This window comes from Mesorhizobium sp. M0761, from assembly GCF_040320205.1.
Taxonomy (GTDB): Bacteria; Pseudomonadota; Alphaproteobacteria; order Rhizobiales; family Rhizobiaceae; genus Mesorhizobium.
In genome coordinates, this window is record NZ_JAMYPF010000017.1 from 38,185 (window position 1) to 56,944 (window position 18,760).

Sequence of the window (18,760 nt, forward strand, 5' to 3'; positions counted from 1 at the left end):
GCCCCTATATTTCCGTCCGGGGCTTGCGCCCGATTTCAATCTACTCAGCAGCCACCATCACCGGTTCGGCCCGGTGCGCGTTGCGCGAAAACTCGTCGATGCGCCGCTCCACCTCGCCGCGGAAATGCCGCATCAGGCCCTGGATCGGCCATGCCGCGGCATCGCCCAGCGCGCAGATCGTATGACCCTCCACCTGTTTGGTGACGTCGAGCAGCATGTCGATCTCGCGCTTCTGCGCCTCGCCGCGCACCAGCCGCTCCATCACCCGCCACATCCAGCCGGTGCCTTCGCGGCATGGCGTGCACTGGCCGCAGCTCTCATGCTTGTAGAAATAGGAAAGCCTGGCGATCGCCTTCACGATATCGGTCGATTTGTCCATGACGATGACAGCCGCCGTGCCAAGGCCGGATTTCAGGTCGCGCAAAGCATCGAAATCCATCGGCGCATCGATGATCTGCTCGGCCGGCACCAGCGGCACCGAAGCGCCGCCCGGAATGACCGCCAGGAGATTGTCCCAGCCGCCGCGAATGCCGCCGCAATGGGTTTCGATCAGCTCGCGGAACGGGATCGACATCGCCTCTTCGACGGTGCACGGATTGTTGACGTGACCCGAGATGCAAAACAGCTTGGTGCCGACATTGTTGGGCCGGCCAAAGGACGAGAACCAGGCGGCGCCACGGCGCAAAATGGTCGGCGCGACCGCGATGGACTCGACATTGTTCACGGTAGTCGGACAACCGTACAAGCCGACATTGGCTGGGAATGGCGGCTTCAGCCGGGGCTGGCCCTTCTTGCCTTCGAGGCTTTCGAGAAGTGCTGTTTCCTCGCCACATATATAGGCGCCGGCGCCGTGATGCATGTAGATGTCGAAATCGTATCCGGACGTGTTGTTCTTGCCGATCAGCCTGGCCTCGTAGGCCTCGTCGATGGCGCGCTGCAGCGCCTCGCGCTCACGGATGAACTCGCCGCGCACATAGATGTAGGCGGCGACCGCGCCCATGGCGAAGCCGGCGATGAACGAGCCCTCGACCAGCGTGTGCGGATCGTTGCGCAGGATATCGCGGTCCTTGCACGTGCCGGGCTCGGACTCGTCGGCGTTGACAACGAGATAACTCGGCCTTCCATCGCTCTGCTTGGGCATGAACGACCATTTCAGCCCGGTCGGGAAGCCGGCGCCGCCACGGCCGCGCAGGCCGGACGCCTTCATCTCATTGACGATCCACTCTCGCCCCTTGGCGATGATGCCGGGCGTGTTGTCCCAGGCGCCGCGCGCCATCGCGCCGGCCAGTGACTTGTCGAAGAGCCCGTAGATGTTGTTGAAGATGCGGTCTTTGTCAGCCAGCATGACTTACCTCTTTCCCCGCAAGACGATCGAGACCCACACCAGCACGCCTATGCCGGTCGCGGCCATCGATTCCAGGGTATCCGAAAACGGCAATTCGACGAGGCGCCGAAGCCCCTCCAGAAGGATGTTGGCAGCAGCGATGCAGACAACGCCGATGACAATGCTGCGCAGCGACAGCAAAGATCCGGTGCTTTGCGCTTCAGCCATCAACGTGGCTCCTTGCCGAAGACGCGGATGTATTCGGCGACGCCGCCCTTGGCGAGCGCCTTGGCCTGCTTGCCCCAGTCGTCGCGCTCGATGCGGCCCTGGAAAGCGAGATATCCATCCACCCAGTCGCGCTCGGCCTTATTCCAGGATGCGACCTGTGTGAAGGTGAAGATGCCAAGCGAATGAAGGATGCCCTCGATCTTCGGGCCAATGCCCGAGATCAGCTTGAGATCGTCGACCGCAGCCGGCCTGTCGATTCCGGCCGGACGGTTCTTGTCCTCGAGCGACGGCTTTGCGGGTCTGGCTGTCGGCGCCTTGACGGTCGGGGCCACCGAGGCGTTGGCCGCTGGCGCCTTGAATTCCGGAGCGATGAAGGCAGCTGCCGGCGTGGAGGTGGTCTTCGGGCCATTACGCTGCTTGGCGACCTTCTCGACTTCAGGCGCCGCGGTGTTGGCGTTGGCGGCCGAATGCAGGGGCGCCGGGACGCTCGCCGCTTTTTCCGCCGCCGGTGCAACCTTGGCCCTGGAGGGCGACTTCAACGCCGAGCTGGTTTCCGGCGCATCGGTTTTCGGTTTGCCGGCGTTGGATGGCGCGACCGGGGCGGCCGCTGCAGGAGCGGCAGGAGCCGGAACAGGCGCCGCAATGATTGCGTCGGGCGCCGCGTGGGCAGCCTTGCTCGCCGCCCTGGCTTCCTTGTCGCGCGTTGCTTTGAGGATCGCCTTTTCGCTCTTCAGCGTCGTCAGGCCAGGCGCCGGCTCCGAGCCGGTTCTGCCGTTTTGCGGTCCCGTGGGAACCGAGGCGCCCTTGCCCGCATCGTAAAGATCGATGATTTCGGCCAGCCGCTCGGGGGTGAGATCCTCGAACGTATCCTTGAAGACCATCACCATCGGCGCGTTGACGCAGGCGCCGAGGCATTCGACTTCCTCCCACGACAGTGTGCCCTTGTCGTTGGTGTGGAATTGGTCGTGATGGATTTTCGAGCGGCACACATCCATCAGCGCTTCCGAGCCGCGCAGCATGCAGGGCGTGGTGCCGCAGACCTGGATATGTGCGCGCGTGCCGACCGGATTGAGCTGGTACTGCGTGTAGAAGGTCGCGACTTCGAGGCCGCGAATGCGCGGCATGCCGAGCATGTCCGAAATCGTCTCGATCGCCGCCTTGGTGACCCAGCCTTCCTGCTCCTGCGCAATCATCAGCAAGGGAATGATCGCCGACTGCTCGCGGCCCTTCGGATATTTCTTGATCCATTGCTTCGCAACCGCCGCATTCGCCCGGTTGAAGGCGAAGGATGCTGGCTGGACGCTTGCTTCTGCGAGACGGCGGACTGACATTTAGCGATCGGGCCCCTGCTCTGCTACGAGAGCTATTGCGGTTTCACATTCTTTCTGATGAGAAAACGGAATGCGTTCGGCAGATCGAGCAACACTCGCAAATCGCTCTGCGGGCAACATGTATTGCCACAGCCCCAGAACAGTTTGCCTTACTTGAGGCGAGATCCATGGCATGACCGCATCAGCGTCGATGTCATCGTCGAACAAGTGCTCGTAAAAAGCGACACCAGCCGCATTCCAAATCTGTTTGTTCGGGTGAACGGCAGCCCATTGGGCGAACCCGTGCATTCTACCCAGCTTGTCGACGTCATTGTCGCGGTGGGCAAGGCGCGTCTTGGGTAGCAGGGTAAAAAAGAAGTCATAGATCGAACAGTGCTGAGTCGAGTTGTAAGAAGCCTCTGCGAACTCGACCGGCAGCATGGCTTTTGCCAATTCGCGCCACCGCGGTAGGGCAGCGTCGGCATTCCCTCGAACACCGACCTGAGAGCGCACTGTAGGATTGGCTGCCGCCATCACCGATCAACCTCCCCGAAGACGATATCGAGGGAACCCAGGACGGCAGTGACGTCGGCCAGCATGTGGCCGCGGCAGAGGAAATCCATGGCTTGCAGATGCGCGAAGCCGGGCGCGCGCAGCTTGCAGCGATAGGGCTTGTTGGTGCCGTCGGAGACGAGATAGACACCGAACTCGCCCTTCGGCGCCTCGACGGCAGCATAGACCTCGCCGGCCGGCACGCGATAGCCCTCGGTGTAGAGCTTGAAATGATGGATCAGCGCTTCCATCGAGCGCTTCATCGCCTGGCGCTTCGGCGGCACCACCTTGCCGTCGAGGTTCGACACCGGCCCGGTGCTCTCCTTGCCGAGCAGAAGGTCGACGCACTGGCGCATGATTTTCGCCGACTGGCGCATCTCTTCCATGCGCACGAGATAACGGTCGTAGCAGTCGCCGTTCTTGCCGATCGGGATGTCGAAATCCATCTCGGAATAGCATTCATAAGGCTGCGACTTGCGCAAATCCCAGGCCGCACCCGAGCCGCGCACCATGACGCCGGAAAAGCCCCAGGCCCAGGCGTCGGCAAGCGACACGATACCGATATCGACATTGCGTTGCTTGAAGATGCGGTTGCCGGTAAGCAGCCTGTCGAGGTCGTCAAGCGACTTCAGGAACGGGTCGATCCACTTGCCGATGTCCTCGACCAGCTTCGCCGGCAGATCCTGGTGCACGCCGCCGGGACGGAAATAGGCCGCATGCATGCGCGAACCGGAAGCGCGCTCATAAAACACCATCAGCTTTTCGCGTTCGACGAAACCCCACAGCGGCGGCGTCAGCGCGCCGATATCCAGCGCCTGCGTCGTCACATTGAGGATGTGCGACATGATGCGGCTGAGCTCGGAATAGAGCACGCGGATCAACTGGCCGCGCTTCGGCACTTCGATGCCGAGCAACCGCTCGGTGGCGAGCGCGAAGGCATGCTCCTGGTTCATCGGTGCGCAATAGTCGAGCCGGTCGAGATAGGGCACTGCCTGCAGATAGGTTTTGTGCTCGATCAGCTTTTCGGTGCCGCGATGCAGCAAGCCGATATGCGGATCGACGCGGTCGACCACCTCGCCGTCAAGCTCCAGCACAAGACGCAAAACACCGTGCGCCGCAGGGTGCTGCGGTCCGAAGTTGATGTTAAAGTTGCGGACGGAGGTTTCAGCCATTCTGGCGCCTCTGGCGAAGAGTCAGTAGTGAGTAGTGAGTAGTGATCATCAATCTCAATGCCTGCTTCATTCCGCCTGCTTGGCCTGCACCGTTCGGATAAGAGATCTCATCATTTTTCCAATCTCTTCGCATCGCAGCAGCAGCTCAATCTCATTGTCTTTTCGCAGCAGGCCAACCCGACATGCCAGCAGTATGTGTGTCTCCAGTTCCTTCAACGAGCCTTGCGCCATGCGCAAAAATTGAACGAACGACCCTCTGTTCTCCCGACCGTATCCCTCCGCGACGTTCGCTGCGACCGAAACCGCCGATCGGCGCATCTGAGAGGTCATGCCGTAAATCTCATCCCTCGGAAACTCTTTGGTGAAACGGTAGCAATCCTCAGCAAGCGTCATCGCCGATTGCCACACCTTCAAGTCGCGATAAGATTCGATCCGTTGCTCCAAATCTTTTGCTACTGACTACTCACTACTTCCTACTCACTGTTTCGCCTTCTCATCGCCCGGCAGGACGTAGTCCGTCCCTTCCCATGGCGAGAGAAAATCGAAGTTCCTGAATTCCTGCTTCAATTCCACCGGCTCGTAGATCACGCGCTTGGCTTCGTCGTCGTAGCGCACCTCGACGAAACCGGTCAGCGGGAAGTCCTTGCGCAGGGGATGGCCCTCGAAACCGTAGTCCGTGAGGATGCGGCGCAGGTCCGGATGGCCGGAGAACAGCACGCCATAGAGATCGTAGGCCTCGCGCTCATACCAGTCGGCGCCGGGATAGACAGCGGTGAGCGACGGCACCAGCGTCTCTTCGTCGGCCTGCACCTTGATGCGGATGCGCAAATTCTGCTTCGGCGAAAGCAAATGATAGACGACATCGAAACGCTTGACGCGCGACGGGTAGTCGGCGCCGCAGATATCGATGATCGAAATGAACTGGCAGCCCGAATTGTCACGCAGGAAGCTTGTCACCTCGATCAGATTGTCTGTAGCAACCGAGATCGTCAGTTCGCCATAGGCAAGCACCGCATCGGTGACGCGGCCCGGCAGCTTTTCGCCGAGATAGGTCGACAGTTCGCTCAGGGATGCGGCCATGGGTCTACCGTTCGATCGTGCCGGTGCGGCGGATCTTCTTCTGCAGGAGAAGAATGCCGTAGAGCAGCGCTTCGGCGCTCGGCGGGCAGCCGGGCACATAGATGTCGACCGGCACGATGCGGTCGCAGCCGCGCACCACCGAATAGGAATAGTGATAATAGCCGCCGCCATTGGCGCAGGAGCCCATCGAGATGACGTAGCGCGGCTCCGGCATCTGGTCGTAGACCTTGCGCAAAGCGGGGGCCATCTTGTTGGTCAGCGTTCCCGCCACGATCATTATGTCCGACTGGCGCGGCGACGCGCGAGGAGCCACGCCAAACCGCTCCGAATCATAGCGCGGCATCGAGGTGTGGATCATCTCGACGGCACAGCAGGCGAGACCGAAGGTCATGAACATCAGCGAGCCGCTGCGTGCCCAGGTGATCAGCGCCTCGGTCGAGGTGACCAGAAAACCCTTGTCGGCCAGTTCATTGTTGATCTCGAGGAAGAACGGATCGTCGGAACCGACCGGACGTCCGGTATTGGGGTCGATCAGGCCTTTGGGCTTCGGCGCGACGAGCGTTTCGGAACTGTCGTTCAATCCCATTCCAGCGCTCCTTTTTTCCACTCATAGGCAAAGCCGATGGTCAGCACCGCCAAAAACACCATCATCGACCAGAAACCGAGCATGCCGATCTTCGAGAACGACACCGCCCACGGAAACAGGAAGGCCACTTCCAGATCGAAGATGATGAACAGGATCGACACCAGGTAGAAGCGGATGTCGAATTTCATCCGGGCATCGTCGAACGAGTTGAACCCGCACTCGTAGGCGGAAAGCTTCTCCGGATCGGGATTGCGATAAGCCACCAGGAACGGCGCGATGATAAGCGCCAGGCCTACAACTGCGGCCACGGCGATGAAGAGGACGATGGGCAGGTATGAACTGAGGAGTACGTTCATGCTCGGCTTTCCGTTGGCGGCCAATCCACTTTGATTACAGCAACCAACCCTAATGCGGAAGCGCGACAGTTTAACCGCTGAACCGTTTTAGGTGCCTTTGCTGCAACGCGGCGAGGGTTAGCGCACGGCTTTCAGCGAAGCAAGTCAAACCTTGTTCAAAAGACAGTGCTGGACGGCAGGCCGGGAAAAACTGGTCCGATCTCCTCCTGTTTGATTTCCTTCATCTTTCACTCCACTTTTGTCTCCTGACACATCTCCCGCCATTTGCCTGCTAGCATGACCGGAATCGCCGGCTAAAGTCGGGAAAATGGTTCGAGGCAAGACACTTTGACGAAGGACAAAATCTCACTCCCCGCGGCCAGGCGCATCGCGCTCGCCGCGCAAGGATTTCTCGATCCCCGCCCGGTCGGCACGCCCGATCGCCGCCACCTCGCCCGCGTGCTGTCGCGCACCGGCTTGCTGCAGATCGATTCCGTCAGCGCGGTGGTGCGCGCCCACTATATGCCGCTCTATTCGCGGCTTGGCCCCTACCCGCTGGCTTTGCTCGACAATGCGGCCATCACCCGCAAACGCACGGTGTTCGAATACTGGGCGCATGAGGCCTCGTTCCTGCCGGTCGAGACCTACCCGCTGATGCGCTGGCGCATGCAGCGGGCCGAGCAAGGCGACGAAATGTATCTCGGCCTCGCCAAATGGGGCCGCGAGCACGCCGCCTATATCGAAGAGATCTACCGCGCGGTCGCCGAGCGCGGCCCGATTGCCGCTTCGGCACTGGAAGGCCAGAAAGGTTCGGGCGGCTGGTGGGGCTGGAGCCACGCCAAGCACGCCTTCGAATGGCTGTTCTGGGCCGGACGCATCACCACGGCGCACCGCCGTGGCTTCGAGCGTTTCTACGACCTGCCCGAGCGCGTGCTGCCGCAGGCGATCCTCGATCTGCCGGTGCCGGCGGCCGAGGACGCGCACCGCGAATTGCTGCGCATTTCTGCCCGCGCCCACGGCATCGCGACGTCGGGTGACCTGCGCGATTATTTCCGCTTGTCGCCAGCCGACATGAAGGGCCGGTTGGAGGAACTGGTTGAGATGGGCGAGTTGCTGCCGGTAAACGTCGAAGGCTGGGACAAGCCGGCTTACCTCTATAAGGACGCCCGTCTGCCGCGAAAGATCGAGGCCCGCGCGCTACTGGCGCCCTTCGATCCGGTGGTCTTCGAGCGCTCGCGCACCGAGCGCCTGTTCGATTTCCACTACCGCATCGAGATCTACACCCCGGCTGACAAGCGCCAATATGGCTACTACGTCCTGCCCTTCCTGCTCGGCGACCGGATCGTCGCCCGCGTCGATCTCAAGGCCGACCGTCCCGCCGGCGTGCTGCGCGTCCACGCCGCCTACGCCGAACCCGGCGCACCGCCTGAGACCACCGCACAGCTTTTCGAGGAACTAAAGGAGATGCAGGGCTGGCTTGGCCTTGAGCGCATCGAAGTGACGCCGGCCGGCAATCTGGGGCCGGCATTGGCTAGCGAGAGAGATGGCCAACCCTTGCAGCGTCTGTCATAGACGCCTCAATAAGCCTCGTAGGTTGTGCAATGGCATCGGACAAAGTGCTCGACATGATCCATGGCGCCCTCATTGCGCATGGAATAGATGCAGTCCGCAGAGATAGGGACGTCATGCTCCAATCGAAGCAGCTTCGGTTTGAGGCTGAGGTGTTCGAGACGAGTTCTGACCGGCTGGTCCTGGAAATCTACATTTTTTCTCCGCTGCTTGATGTTCAGCCGGTCATTGAATCCTTTGCTGGCTTCGGCGACACGCGCGAACAGGAACTGAACCAGGCGTTTGAAAAGTTTCTCCGTGGTGTTTTCCATGTGGCCATTGAGGGACTGGCCGATCACGTCTGCGAGAACATGCAGGCCGAAATAGAGCTTTGGCAGCGAAGCAGCGCCAGTTGGAAGATCTGGCGAAAAGATGCCCGCTGGAAAATCTATAGCGGCCCGGTCATTTCCCAGGCCACAACCGAGCTATGCTCGCTGACACCAGGCTATCCAGCATTCTATGCCAAGCTGGAAAAGCTGTTCACAGCTTCGGTACCCCCCGGAAGCCATTTTGTCCGGACCTTTCTGGCAGGCTTGAAGGGCACGCTGATTAGTGCCGAAGTCCTTCTGGACAACGCGGTTTGGCATGAGGGACAGAATCTGGCTGTCGGTCATGACTGGGACTATAGCGATGGCTATCAAGCTATCCGACAGGTCATCCTGGCACTGCCGGAAGCCGGGACATGACAGCCCCTGCCGACATCGCCATGTCGTAGCCGTGCGTTGACACCGCCGCCCGCAAAAGCCTAAATCCGCTGCAGACGGTCCCCTGCCCGCAACGGCAAGGGCCAATAGGGAATGCGGTGCGGGATTTCGGTCCCAAATCCGCGGCTGTCCCCGCAACTGTAAGCGACGAGCCAAGGCCGAAAGCCACTGGGTAACACCGGGAAGGCGGCTAACCAAGGCGACGACCCGCGAGCCAGGAGACCTGCCGTCTGAGACAAAGTATCCGATCGCCTGGCGGGTTTCCGGGCAAGGAGCACGGTTTTTGGACCAGAACAGCAGTTTTTCGGCTGGCACAGCGGACATTGCGTCCGGGGACAACGACGCCCTGACCGGCGTGACCGTCATCGTCTGCGCCTCCTGCCGCGATGAGACCGGTTCCGACGCCCATCCGCGCGCCGGCGAATTGCTGGCTGAGGACACACGCCGCGCCGCTGCCGGCGATATCCGGGTCCGCACCGCCGAATGTCTCGGCAATTGCAAGCGCCGCCTCAGCGCCGCGATCCTGCGCGATGGCTGCTGGAGCTATGTCTTCGGCGATCTGGCCGCAACCAGCGGCGCCGACCTCGTTACCGGCGCAAAGCTCTTCGCGACTTCGGCCGACGGCCTCATCCCGTGGCGCGGCCGGCCCGATAGCCTCAAGCGCGGCCTCGTTGCCCGCATCCCACCCCTCGACATGCTGAAGGACTGACGATGAACGCTTCAAACCCGGCCGCCAACCTCTCCCGTGTTCCCTGCACTGTCGTTACAGGCTTCCTCGGCGCCGGCAAGACGACGCTGGTCCGCCATCTCCTGGAAAATGCCGGCGGCAAGCGCATCGCCATCATCGTCAACGAGTTCGGCGACATCGGCATCGACGGGGAAATCCTGAAAGGCTGCGGCATCGACACCTGCCCCGAGGAAAACATCGTCGAACTGGCCAATGGCTGCATCTGCTGTACAGTCGCCGACGATTTCGTGCCCGCCCTCGACAAGATCCTCGCGCTGACACCGAGGGTCGACCACATCCTGATCGAGACCTCGGGCCTCGCTCTGCCCAAGCCGCTGGTCCAGGCGTTCCAGTGGCCAAGCGTGAAGAGCCGGGTGACCGTCGATGGCGTCATCGCCGTGGTCGACGGCCCGGCGCTGGCTGAGGGACGCGTTGCCAACGATATGGACGCCCTGCAGGCGCAGCGTGTCCAGGACGAGACGCTCGACCATGACGATCCTGTCGAAGAAGTGTTCGAGGACCAGATCGCCTGCGCCGATTTGATCATCCTGTCGAAGAGCGATCTGATGGACGCCCCCGGTTCGGCCCGCGCCAACGCCATCATCAATGAACATTCCGCCCGCGCCGTGAAGATCGTGCCGACCGCACATGGCAAGGTCGACCCGTCGGTGCTGCTTGGCCTCGGTCTCGCCGTCGAAGACGACATCGAGAACCGCAAGTCGCATCACGACGGCGCTTTCGATCATGAGCATGACGATTTCGACACCTTCATCGTCGACATCCCCTCGATCGCCAATCCCGACGACCTGGCCAGGCGCGTCGCCACCGCCGCCGAACAGGAAAACGTGTTGCGTGTAAAAGGCTTCGTCGATGTCGGCGGCAAGCCGATGCGGCTTTTGCTGCAGGCCGTCGGCCCACGCGTCAACCATTACTATGACCGCGCCTGGGCGGCTGAGGACGATCGCCGCTCGCGTCTCGTCGTCATTGGCCTGAAGGGGCTGAACCGTCCGGCGATCGAGCGTATACTCGCCGGTTGATCTCAGGCACGAGCCGCGATGCATATACTCGCCACGACCTCCGCCTCGCTCGACGATCTCGCCGAGCCAGTTGATCTCCGGCAGACGCCGGCGGATATCGTGGCGCTGTCCTTCACCGACAGCGACCTCGCCGGCCTCGCGGCGGCCTGGAAGGCCGATGCCGTCCGCCTGCCGTCGATGCGGCTGGCGGCGCTGCGCGACCTGCGCCATCCCATGTCCGTGGACCTCTGGATCGACAGCGTCGCCCGCCACGCCAAGGTGATTTTGGTGCGCATCCTCGGCGGCTACGACTGGTGGCGCTATGGCTGCGACCAACTCGCGGTGACTGCTCGCGAACGTGGCATCAAGCTGGCGCTGCTGCCTGGTGAAAGCCATGACGAGGACCTCAGGCTGATCGAAGCCTCGACGCTGCCCCGCGCGGAGCTGGACGGCCTGCTGGGCTATTTCCGCGAGGGCGGGCCGGAGAATATGACAGCGCTGATGCAAAGATTGGCGGGGCTGGCGGGACGGGATGCGGCTTCGGCTGACCCGGTTAGCGTGCCGAAAGCTGGTTACTACGAGCCAGGTCGCGGCGTGGTGGGCAAGTTGGATTTGGCCAATGTCGGCGTTCCTTCACACCCCCCTCTGTCCTGCCGGACATCTCCCCCGCAAGGGGGGAGATCAGCCGTCACCAAAGCCGGCTCCTCTTCGGCCCCGTTGAACAGGAAGCTGTCTGGGTCATCTAAGATTGGCGAAACCGTTGACGACAGATCAATCTCCCCCCTTGCGGGGGAGATGTCCGGCAGGACAGAGGGGGGTGGGCGGGAACTCGGCGCAGACAACATCAACTCTCCCATCATCCCCATCCTCTTCTACCGCTCGATGCTGCTGGCCGCCGATGTCGCGCCAATCGATGCCCTCTTTGATGCACTCCGCCAGCGCGGCATGAGACCGGTCCCGATCTTCGTCTCCAGCCTGAAGGACCCGACGTCGCTGGCCTTCGTCGAGACCGCGCTCGCCTCGCTCAACCCCGCCGCCATCATCACTTCAACCGCCTTCGCATCCGGCGCCGAACCCGGCGTCCAAACCCTGTTCGACCGGGCCTGCGTGCCGGTCTTCCAGGTCATCGTCGCCACCACCCGCCGCGACGTCTGGGACAACAACCAGCGCGGCCTGGCGCCGGCCGACCTTGCCATGCATGTCGTGCTGCCCGAACTCGACGGCCGCATCCTGGCCGGCGCGATTTCCTTCAAGGGCGAGAGCGAGACCGACCCGGCGCTCGGCCACCGCGCCTTAGCGAACCGCCCGGAACCGGATCGCGTTGCGCAAGTGGCGGAGCGTGTCGCGGCGTTCATCAAGCTGCAGCAGACGCCCCGCGCGACGCGTAAGTTGGCGATCCTCATTCCGGACTATCCGAGCGCGCCCGGCCGCACTGGCTATGCAGTGGGCCTGGATGTGCCGTCCAGCGTGCTGGCCATGCTGCATGACCTGAAGGAGCAGGGCTATCGGGTTGAAGGGATTCCGCAAACGCCGCGTGAGTTGCTGGACGCGTTGGAGCGGAGAGGCGATGGGCTGGGGTTGGAGGAGTATCTGGACTTCTCAAAGGATTTGCCGGCTGACGCACTGGCTGCAGTCGAGGCGGCATGGGGCGCCCCTTCACCCTCCCCCTTGTGGGGAGGGTCGGTTCGCGACATTCGCGAAGCGGATGGCGCGAAACGGGGTGGGGGTAGCGGTGCACCACCCCCACCCGGCCCTGCGGGCCACCCTCCCCACAAGGGGGAGGGTAAGAGCGGCTTCCCCTTCCGCGCCGCCACCTTCGGCAACATCACTGTCGCTCTCGCCCCCGACCGTGGCCGCTCGGCCGACCGCCGCGCCGATTACCACGACCCGACGCTCCCTCCCCGCCACGACCTCATCGCCTTCGGCCTGTGGCTGCGCAAATCGCTCCGCATCCATGCTCTCATCCATGTCGGCGCTCATGGCACGCTGGAATGGCTGCCCGGCAAGACGGTAGCGCTCTCACAAAACTGCTTCCCCGAGATCGTCACCGGCTCGTTGCCCGTCATTTACCCCTTCATCGTCTCCAATCCCGGCGAAGCGGCGCAGGCGAAGCGGCGTATCGCCGCCGTCACGCTTGGCCATCTGCCGCCGCCGCTGACCGGTGCCGGCCTAGACGAAGGGCAGCACAAGCTCGAACGCCTCGTCGACGAATATGCCCAGGCCGACGGCCTCGACCGCCGCCGCCGCGATCGTCTGGCCAAGCTGATCGTCGACACGGCGCAAAAGACCGGCTTCGCCTCCGAAGCCGGCGTCGCCGGAACCGATGCGCCCGACGAGGCGCTGCGCCGCATCGACGCCTGGCTCTGCGACCTCAAGGATTTCGCCATCAAGGACGGCCTGCACATCTATGGCCGCGCTCCCGACGACGAGCCCGACGCCATGCGCGTGCAAAGCGCGGAGGCCGAGAAAGCAGCACTTCTTGCCGCGCTCGACGGCCGTCACATCAAGGCGGGTCCGGCGGGCGCACCGGCGCGTGGCCGCTCCGACGTGCTGCCCACCGGCCGCAACCTGTTCACCTCCGACCCGCGCACCATGCCGACGCCGACCGCCTACGATCTGGGAAAGGCGGCGGCAGAAGAAGTCGTGCGCGGCTATATGCAGTCGCATGGCGACTGGCCGCGCTCGCTGGTCATCGACCTCTGGGGCTCGGCCTCGCTGCGCACTGGCGGCGAGGAGATCGCGCAAGGCCTGGCGCTGATGGGCTGCCGGCCGCAATGGGACAGTGCCACCGGCCGCATCACCGGCATCGAAGTGCTGCCGCCGGCCACGCTCGGTCGCCCGCGCGTCGATGTCACCTGGCGGATTTCGGGTCTGTTCCGCGACATGTTCCCGACCCAGATCGCGCTGATCGACGCCGCCGCCAACGCCGTAGCCGCGCGCGACGAGGACGATTCGGAAAACCCGCTCGCCGCCAGAACCCGCGCCGATGGCAAGATCGGCCCGCGCATCTTCGGCACCTCGCCCGGCACCTACGGCGCCGGCGTCGAGGACCTGCTGTCCAGCGGCGACTGGGTCGGGCGCGAAGAAATCGGCCGCGCCTATCTCGATGCGACATCGCATGCCTATGGCGGCGCCGAGGGCGAAGGCATTGCCTCCCCCGGCGCTTTCGAGACCCGCATCGCCGAGGCCGATCTGCTCGTCCACACCGGCGACGATCCCGGCCGCGACATTCTCGAGGGCTCCGCCGACGTCGCCTTCATCGGCGGCTTTTCGGCTGCACTTGCGACGCTCGGCCGAAATGCCGACGTCATCGTGCTCGACACCACCGACCCGCACAAGCCGAAGCCGCGCTCGGTCGGCGAGGCTGTGTCGCGGGTTGTGCGGGCGCGAGCCGTCAATGCGCGTTTCATCGCCGGCCAGATGCGGCACGGCCCGCGCGGCGCCTCCGAATTCGCCGAAACGGTCGACCGCCTCATCGGCTTCGCTGAAACCACGCACGCCATTTCAGGCGCGCTGATCGAGGCCGTGCATGATGCCTATGTCGGTGATCCCGATGTCCGCGCCTTCATCCTGCGCGAAAACCCGGCCGCAGCCAAAGTCATCGCCGAACGCTTCCTGTCGGCGCGCCGGCGTGGTCTCTGGCATCCCTTGCGCAACGCGATCGACGACGATCTCGCGGCGTTGATCGCCGAGGCCGAGGCGCTCGGGGTCGCGGCATGAACGCCTTCTCGCGCCGCGGCGCCTGTCCGGCTCTCTCGGCGCCGATGCAGACCGGCGATGGCCTGCTGGTGCGGCTCAACCCGGTTGCTGGAGGGCTTTCCCCCAAGTCGCTGATCGGACTCTGCGAATCCGCCTTGAAGCGCGGCAACGGCATCATGGAAGTGACCGCACGAGGCAGCCTGCAGATACGCGGCCTGACGGCGGAAAGTGCGGTGCTGTTGGCGGCGGAGGTCGATGCACTGGGGATTGCAGTGCGTACCGGCGTGCCGGTCGAGACCGGGCCGCTGGCCGGCATCGATCCGCGGGAGATTGCCGATCCGCGATCTTTGGCTGAGCGGGTCAGGGCTGCGGTCGAGGAAGCTGGGCTGACGCCAAGGCTCGGGCCGAAGGTTTCGGTGGTTGTCGATGGCGACGGGCAGTTGACGATGGATGGGGTGACGGCCGATGTCAGGCTGAAGGCGGTGCGGGACGGCGCTAGCGTTCTGTGGACTGTATCTGTCGCTGTTGACGGTCAAAGCGCGAGGCCGCTTGCGACGGCCGATGAGGATGCAGCGCGCGATATTGCGGTTGCTGCGCTGAGGATGGTTGCCGAGAAGGGGCGTGACGCACATTCTCGGGATTTGTCGGAGAGGCAATTGGCCTCTCTCGCAAGCTGGCATTCCCTCGCGCCCCCCTCTGTCCTGCCGGACATCTCCCCCACAAGGGGGGAGATCAGCAGGGTCGCCGGCGGCTCTCCACTTTCGACGCTGAAAATTGGCGAAATCGCCCACGAAGACGCAATCTCCCCCCTTGAGGGGGAGATGTCCGGCAGGACGGAGGGGGGTGTGCAGGATCGCCGGCCTATCGGTCTTTTCCCCTTATCCAACGACACCACCGCTCTCGGCATAGCCCTCCCCTATGGCAGCATGCCGGCCGAAAAACTCATCGCCCTCGCCCAAAGCGCCCTGTCCCTCGGCGTCGCCGAAATCCGCCTCGCCCCCGGCCGCGCCTTGCTTTTCCTCGGCCAACCATCGTCCGCAAACCACCTCCTGCAGGCCACCGCCACCGCGCTCGGCTTCGTCACCACCGCCGCCGACCCGCGCACCCGCATCGCCGCCTGCCCCGGCACCCCTGCGTGTGCCTCCGGCCGCATCGCCACGCGCGACATCGCCGAGACAATCGCCGCCGAAAACGCTGATATCCTCGACTTCACACTGCACATTTCCGGCTGCGCCAAGGGCTGCGCTCACCCCGGCTCTGCCGCGCTAACAATCGTCGGCGGCGAAAACGGAGCCGGACTTGTCGTGAACGCGACGGCAAAGGCCCTTCCTGCGGGCTACAGGCCGGGCTATGACGCCGCGCGCGGCATCGGTCGCGTCGCAGCGATGGTCCGCAGCGCTCAATATCCAGGTGAAACCGCCGCCGCCTGCCTGACAAGGCTCGGACCGGCGGCAATCGCCGAAAGCTACCGACAGGAATAAGCATGGCCGCCTACGATTACATCCATGACGGCAACGCCATCTATGAGCGCTCTTTTGCCATCATCCGCGCCGAGGCCGATTTGTCCCGCTTTTCCGAGGCCGAGGCCGACATTGCCATCCGCATGATCCATGCCTGCGGCCAGGTCGAAGCATCAAGTCATTTTGTTTTCTCCAGCGATTTCGTTGCCGCCGCCCGCAGCGCCTTGACGGCCGGCGCACCGATCTTCTGCGACGCCGAAATGGTCTCGCATGGCGTCACCCGCGCCCGGTTGCCGGCCGGCAACGAGGTGATCTGCACCTTGCGCGACCCGCGCACGCACGACATCGCCAAGCAGATCGGCAACACCCGCTCGGCCGCGGCAATCGATCTGTGGGGCGAGCGTATGGCCGGTTCGGTGGTCGCCATAGGCAATGCGCCGACGGCACTGTTCTATCTCCTGGAAAAATTGCGCGACGGCGCGCCGAAGCCGGCGGCGATCATCGGCATGCCGGTCGGCTTCGTCGGGGCCGCCGAATCCAAGGATGCGCTGGTGCAGAATTCCTATGGCGTGCCCTACGCCATCGTGCGCGGCAGGCTTGGCGGCAGCGCCATGACTGCAGCCGCGCTCAATTCGCTGGCGAGGCCCGGCCTGTGAACGCAGCTGTCAAAGAAGATCTGGCAAAAGGCCGCCTCGTCGGCGTCGGCACCGGTCCCGGCGATCCCGAACTCTTGACGCTGAAAGCCGCGCGCGTCCTGGCCGAGGCCGATGTCGTTGCCTATTTCGCCAAGCGCGGCAACAATAGCAACGCGCGCGCCATCGTCGAGGCGCGTTTCCGGCCGGATATGCTGGAACTGCCGCTTCTCTATCCCGTCACCACCGAGATCGACAAGGATCACGACGACTACCGTTCGCAGATCACCGATTTCTACGAGGAGTCGGCCGAGAAGGTCGCCGAACACCTCGAAGCCGGCCGCATGGTCGCCGTGCTCTCCGAAGGCGACCCGCTGTTCTACGGCTCCTACATGCACCTGCATGTCCGCCTCGCCCATCGCTTCCCGACCGAAGTCATCCCCGGCGTCACCGCCATGTCGGGCTGCTGGTCGCAGACCGGCGTGCCGATCGTCCAGGGCGACGATGTCCTGACGGTTTTGCCCGGCACGATGAGCGAGTTCGAGCTGACACGCCGTCTCGCCGACACGGATGCCGCCGTCATCATGAAGGTCGGCCGCAACCTGCCCAAGATCAGGCGGGCGCTGGAAGCCACCGGCAAACTGACCCGCGCCGTCTATGTCGAGCGCGGCACCATGGCCGGCAGCGTTTCGTTGAAGCTCGCCGACAAGCCGGACGACAAGGCCCCCTATTTCGCCATCGTGCTGGTCGCCGGCTGGTCCGGCCGGCCTGGCGTTATGGGAGGCACGCCGTGAGCGGCCGGCTCACCGTCATCGGCCTTGGGCCCGGCAATGCCGACCAGGTGACGCCGCAAGCCAGCCGCGCCGTCGCCGAGGCAAAGTTCTTCTATGGCTACAAGCCGTATCTCGACCGGCTTGATCTTCGCCCGGATCAAACCCGCGTCGCCTCGGATAATCGCGAGGAACTCGCCCGCTCCAAGGACGCGCTGGTAAAGGCGGCGGACGGCCATGACGTCGCCGTCGTCTCCGGCGGCGATCCCGGCGTGTTCGCCATGGCGGCCGCCGTCTGCGAGGCGATCGAGGCCGGTCCGGCCGAATGGCGCACCGTCGATGTCACTGTCGTGCCCGGCGTCACCGCCATGCTGGCGGTTGCCGCCCGCATCGGCGCGCCGCTCGGCCATGATTTCTGCGCCATCTCGCTGTCCGACAATCTGAAGCCGTGGGACTTGATCGAACTGCGCCTCCTGGCGGCGGCCGGCGCCGGCTTCGTCATCGCGCTCTACAACCCGATCAGCAAGGCGCGCCCTTGGCAGCTCGGCCGTGCCTTCGAATGCCTGGCCGCCATCCTGCCCGGCACCACGCCGGTCATCTTCGGCCGCGCCGCCGGCCGCCCGGACGAGCGCATCGAGGTCTTTTTGTTGGCCGATGTCGACGCGCAAAAAGCCGACATGGCGACCTGCATCATCATCGGTTCGCCGGAAACACGGATCATCAAGCGCGGCGACAAACCGGCGCTGGTCTACACGCCGCGCTCCGCGACGGGGTCGAGACCATGATCGATCATCGCGGCCAATGCTTCGACAGTTTCGGCCGACGGCACCTCCGGCAGGATGGGCCTGCGCACCATCACCACCTCGATACCGAGCGCCCGCGCCGCCGCGATCTTGCCGTAGGTCGCCTCACCGCCGCTGTTCTTGGACACGACACCATCGATGCGGTGCTCCTCGAGCAGTGCGCGTTCATCCGCCTCGCGAAACGGCCCGCGCGCCAGAAGGTAGGTCGCATCCGGCACCGCCAGTTTCGGCTCGACCGGATCGACGCTGCGGATGAGGTAGTGATGCTGCGGCGCCGCCTCGAAAGCCGCGACCTCTTGCCGGCCGAGCGCCAGGAAGGCGCGGCGCGGCGTCGATCCAAGCGCGTGCACCGCATCGCCTGTCGTATCGACCTGCGTCCAGCGGTCGCCGTCGACAGGCTTCCAGCCGGGACGGCGCAGCGCCAGGATCGGCACACCGGTCAGGCGCGAGGCTTGCGCCGCATTGGCGGATATCTGCGCCGCATAGGGATGTGTGGCGTCGATCAGCAGGTCGATGCCCGCCTCCCTGAGATAGGCGGCCAGCCCGTCGGCGCCGCCAAATCCGCCGCTGCGCACCGGCACGCCTTGCGCGACCGGGCTTTCGGTGCGGCCGGCCAGCGACAGGGTGACACGGAAATCTTCCACCAGTTTTTCGGCCAATTGGCGCGCTTCTGTCGTGCCGCCAAGGATCAGAATCTTCTTCATGAGCACCATGTTGAACAGCGTCGGCGCTGCCCCTCACCCCTACCCTCTCC

19 protein-coding genes and 1 riboswitch are annotated in these 18,760 nt (G+C 63.9%); of the genes, 9 read left to right on the top strand and 10 right to left on the bottom strand.

Translation table 11 applies throughout. The features are described 5' to 3' along the window. Positions 1 to 40: 40 nt before the first annotated feature. The 9 genes from nuoF to NKI32_RS23845 all read right to left on the bottom strand — a co-directional run bounded on the left by nuoF (position 41) and on the right by NKI32_RS23845 (position 6,608). Positions 41 to 1,345: an NADH-quinone oxidoreductase subunit NuoF gene (nuoF, locus tag NKI32_RS23805; protein WP_023670819.1), complete on the bottom strand. Its 1,305-nt coding sequence runs from the start codon at positions 1,343 to 1,345 to the stop codon at positions 41 to 43. A 3-nt stretch (positions 1,346 to 1,348) separates the two neighbouring features. Further along, positions 1,349 to 1,552, bottom strand: coding sequence for a hypothetical protein (locus NKI32_RS23810; protein ID WP_023670820.1), 204 nt, complete (start codon positions 1,550 to 1,552; stop codon positions 1,349 to 1,351). Beyond that, complete coding sequence (locus NKI32_RS23815) at positions 1,552 to 2,883, bottom strand: NADH-quinone oxidoreductase subunit E (RefSeq protein ID WP_353003842.1); 1,332 nt, start codon at positions 2,881 to 2,883, stop codon at positions 1,552 to 1,554. Before NKI32_RS23815 ends, NKI32_RS23810 begins: the two co-directional genes overlap by 1 nt. Next, positions 2,884 to 3,396, bottom strand: coding sequence for a DUF7674 family protein (locus tag NKI32_RS23820; protein WP_352712313.1), 513 nt, complete (start codon positions 3,394 to 3,396; stop codon positions 2,884 to 2,886). Further along, the gene (locus NKI32_RS23825) at positions 3,396 to 4,586 is read right to left on the bottom strand and encodes an NADH-quinone oxidoreductase subunit D (protein WP_023685196.1); all 1,191 of its coding nucleotides are present in this window, start codon (positions 4,584 to 4,586) and stop codon (positions 3,396 to 3,398) included. Before NKI32_RS23825 ends, NKI32_RS23820 begins: the two co-directional genes overlap by 1 nt. Positions 4,587 to 4,652: 66 nt before the next feature. Beyond that, positions 4,653 to 5,030 (bottom strand): four helix bundle protein, encoded by a 378-nt coding sequence (locus NKI32_RS23830; protein WP_031193090.1) that lies wholly within the window; start codon positions 5,028 to 5,030, stop codon positions 4,653 to 4,655. Between the two features lie 33 nt (positions 5,031 to 5,063). Next, positions 5,064 to 5,666 (bottom strand): NADH-quinone oxidoreductase subunit C, encoded by a 603-nt coding sequence (locus NKI32_RS23835; RefSeq protein WP_023685194.1) that lies wholly within the window; start codon positions 5,664 to 5,666, stop codon positions 5,064 to 5,066. Positions 5,667 to 5,670: 4 nt separating this feature from the next. Further along, positions 5,671 to 6,252 carry a NuoB/complex I 20 kDa subunit family protein gene (locus tag NKI32_RS23840; RefSeq protein ID WP_352712315.1) on the bottom strand — a complete coding sequence of 194 codons (582 nt, stop codon included), beginning with the start codon at positions 6,250 to 6,252 and terminating at the stop codon, positions 5,671 to 5,673. Beyond that, the gene (locus NKI32_RS23845; protein ID WP_023670825.1) at positions 6,243 to 6,608 is read right to left on the bottom strand and encodes an NADH-quinone oxidoreductase subunit A; all 366 of its coding nucleotides are present in this window, start codon (positions 6,606 to 6,608) and stop codon (positions 6,243 to 6,245) included. The genes NKI32_RS23840 and NKI32_RS23845 overlap by 10 nt, the downstream gene beginning before the upstream one ends. A 327-nt stretch (positions 6,609 to 6,935) precedes the next feature. Between NKI32_RS23845 and NKI32_RS23850 the strand changes: the two genes are divergently transcribed. The 9 genes from NKI32_RS23850 (at position 6,936) to NKI32_RS23890 (ending at position 17,988) form a co-directional block, all read left to right on the top strand. After that, positions 6,936 to 8,159, top strand: coding sequence for a winged helix-turn-helix domain-containing protein (locus NKI32_RS23850; protein ID WP_353003845.1), 1,224 nt, complete (start codon positions 6,936 to 6,938; stop codon positions 8,157 to 8,159). A gap of 29 nt (positions 8,160 to 8,188) precedes the next feature. After that, entirely contained in the window at positions 8,189 to 8,881 is a 693-nt protein-coding gene (locus NKI32_RS23855) for a DUF6348 family protein (RefSeq protein ID WP_023690307.1), read from the top strand. A gap of 58 nt (positions 8,882 to 8,939) precedes the next feature. Then, positions 8,940 to 9,144: riboswitch (cobalamin riboswitch) on the top strand. Positions 9,145 to 9,182: 38 nt separating this feature from the next. Then, entirely contained in the window at positions 9,183 to 9,608 is a 426-nt protein-coding gene (locus tag NKI32_RS23860; RefSeq protein WP_353003847.1) for a DUF1636 family protein, read from the top strand. Positions 9,609 to 9,610: 2 nt separating this feature from the next. Further along, on the top strand, positions 9,611 to 10,663 hold the full coding sequence (gene cobW, locus NKI32_RS23865) for a cobalamin biosynthesis protein CobW (RefSeq protein ID WP_353003849.1): 1,053 nt from the start codon (positions 9,611 to 9,613) through the stop codon (positions 10,661 to 10,663). Positions 10,664 to 10,681: 18 nt separating this feature from the next. Continuing rightward, the gene (cobN, locus tag NKI32_RS23870) at positions 10,682 to 14,362 is read left to right on the top strand and encodes a cobaltochelatase subunit CobN (RefSeq protein WP_353003851.1); all 3,681 of its coding nucleotides are present in this window, start codon (positions 10,682 to 10,684) and stop codon (positions 14,360 to 14,362) included. After that, on the top strand, positions 14,359 to 15,822 hold the full coding sequence (cobG, locus tag NKI32_RS23875; protein WP_023739147.1) for a precorrin-3B synthase: 1,464 nt from the start codon (positions 14,359 to 14,361) through the stop codon (positions 15,820 to 15,822). The genes cobN and cobG overlap by 4 nt, the downstream gene beginning before the upstream one ends. A gap of 2 nt (positions 15,823 to 15,824) precedes the next feature. Beyond that, on the top strand, positions 15,825 to 16,457 hold the full coding sequence (locus NKI32_RS23880) for a precorrin-8X methylmutase (RefSeq protein ID WP_023739148.1): 633 nt from the start codon (positions 15,825 to 15,827) through the stop codon (positions 16,455 to 16,457). Then, positions 16,454 to 17,227, top strand: coding sequence for a precorrin-2 C(20)-methyltransferase (locus NKI32_RS23885; protein ID WP_031199068.1), 774 nt, complete (start codon positions 16,454 to 16,456; stop codon positions 17,225 to 17,227). The genes NKI32_RS23880 and NKI32_RS23885 overlap by 4 nt, the downstream gene beginning before the upstream one ends. Beyond that, positions 17,224 to 17,988, top strand: a complete 765-nt coding sequence (locus tag NKI32_RS23890; RefSeq protein WP_023700382.1) for a precorrin-3B C(17)-methyltransferase — start codon at positions 17,224 to 17,226, stop codon at positions 17,986 to 17,988. The genes NKI32_RS23885 and NKI32_RS23890 overlap by 4 nt, the downstream gene beginning before the upstream one ends. Here the strand turns inward: NKI32_RS23890 and NKI32_RS23895 are convergent. Then, positions 17,952 to 18,710: a cobalt-precorrin-6A reductase gene (locus NKI32_RS23895; protein WP_032903654.1), complete on the bottom strand. Its 759-nt coding sequence runs from the start codon at positions 18,708 to 18,710 to the stop codon at positions 17,952 to 17,954. The genes NKI32_RS23890 and NKI32_RS23895 overlap by 37 nt on opposite strands. Positions 18,711 to 18,760 lie beyond the last annotated feature (50 nt).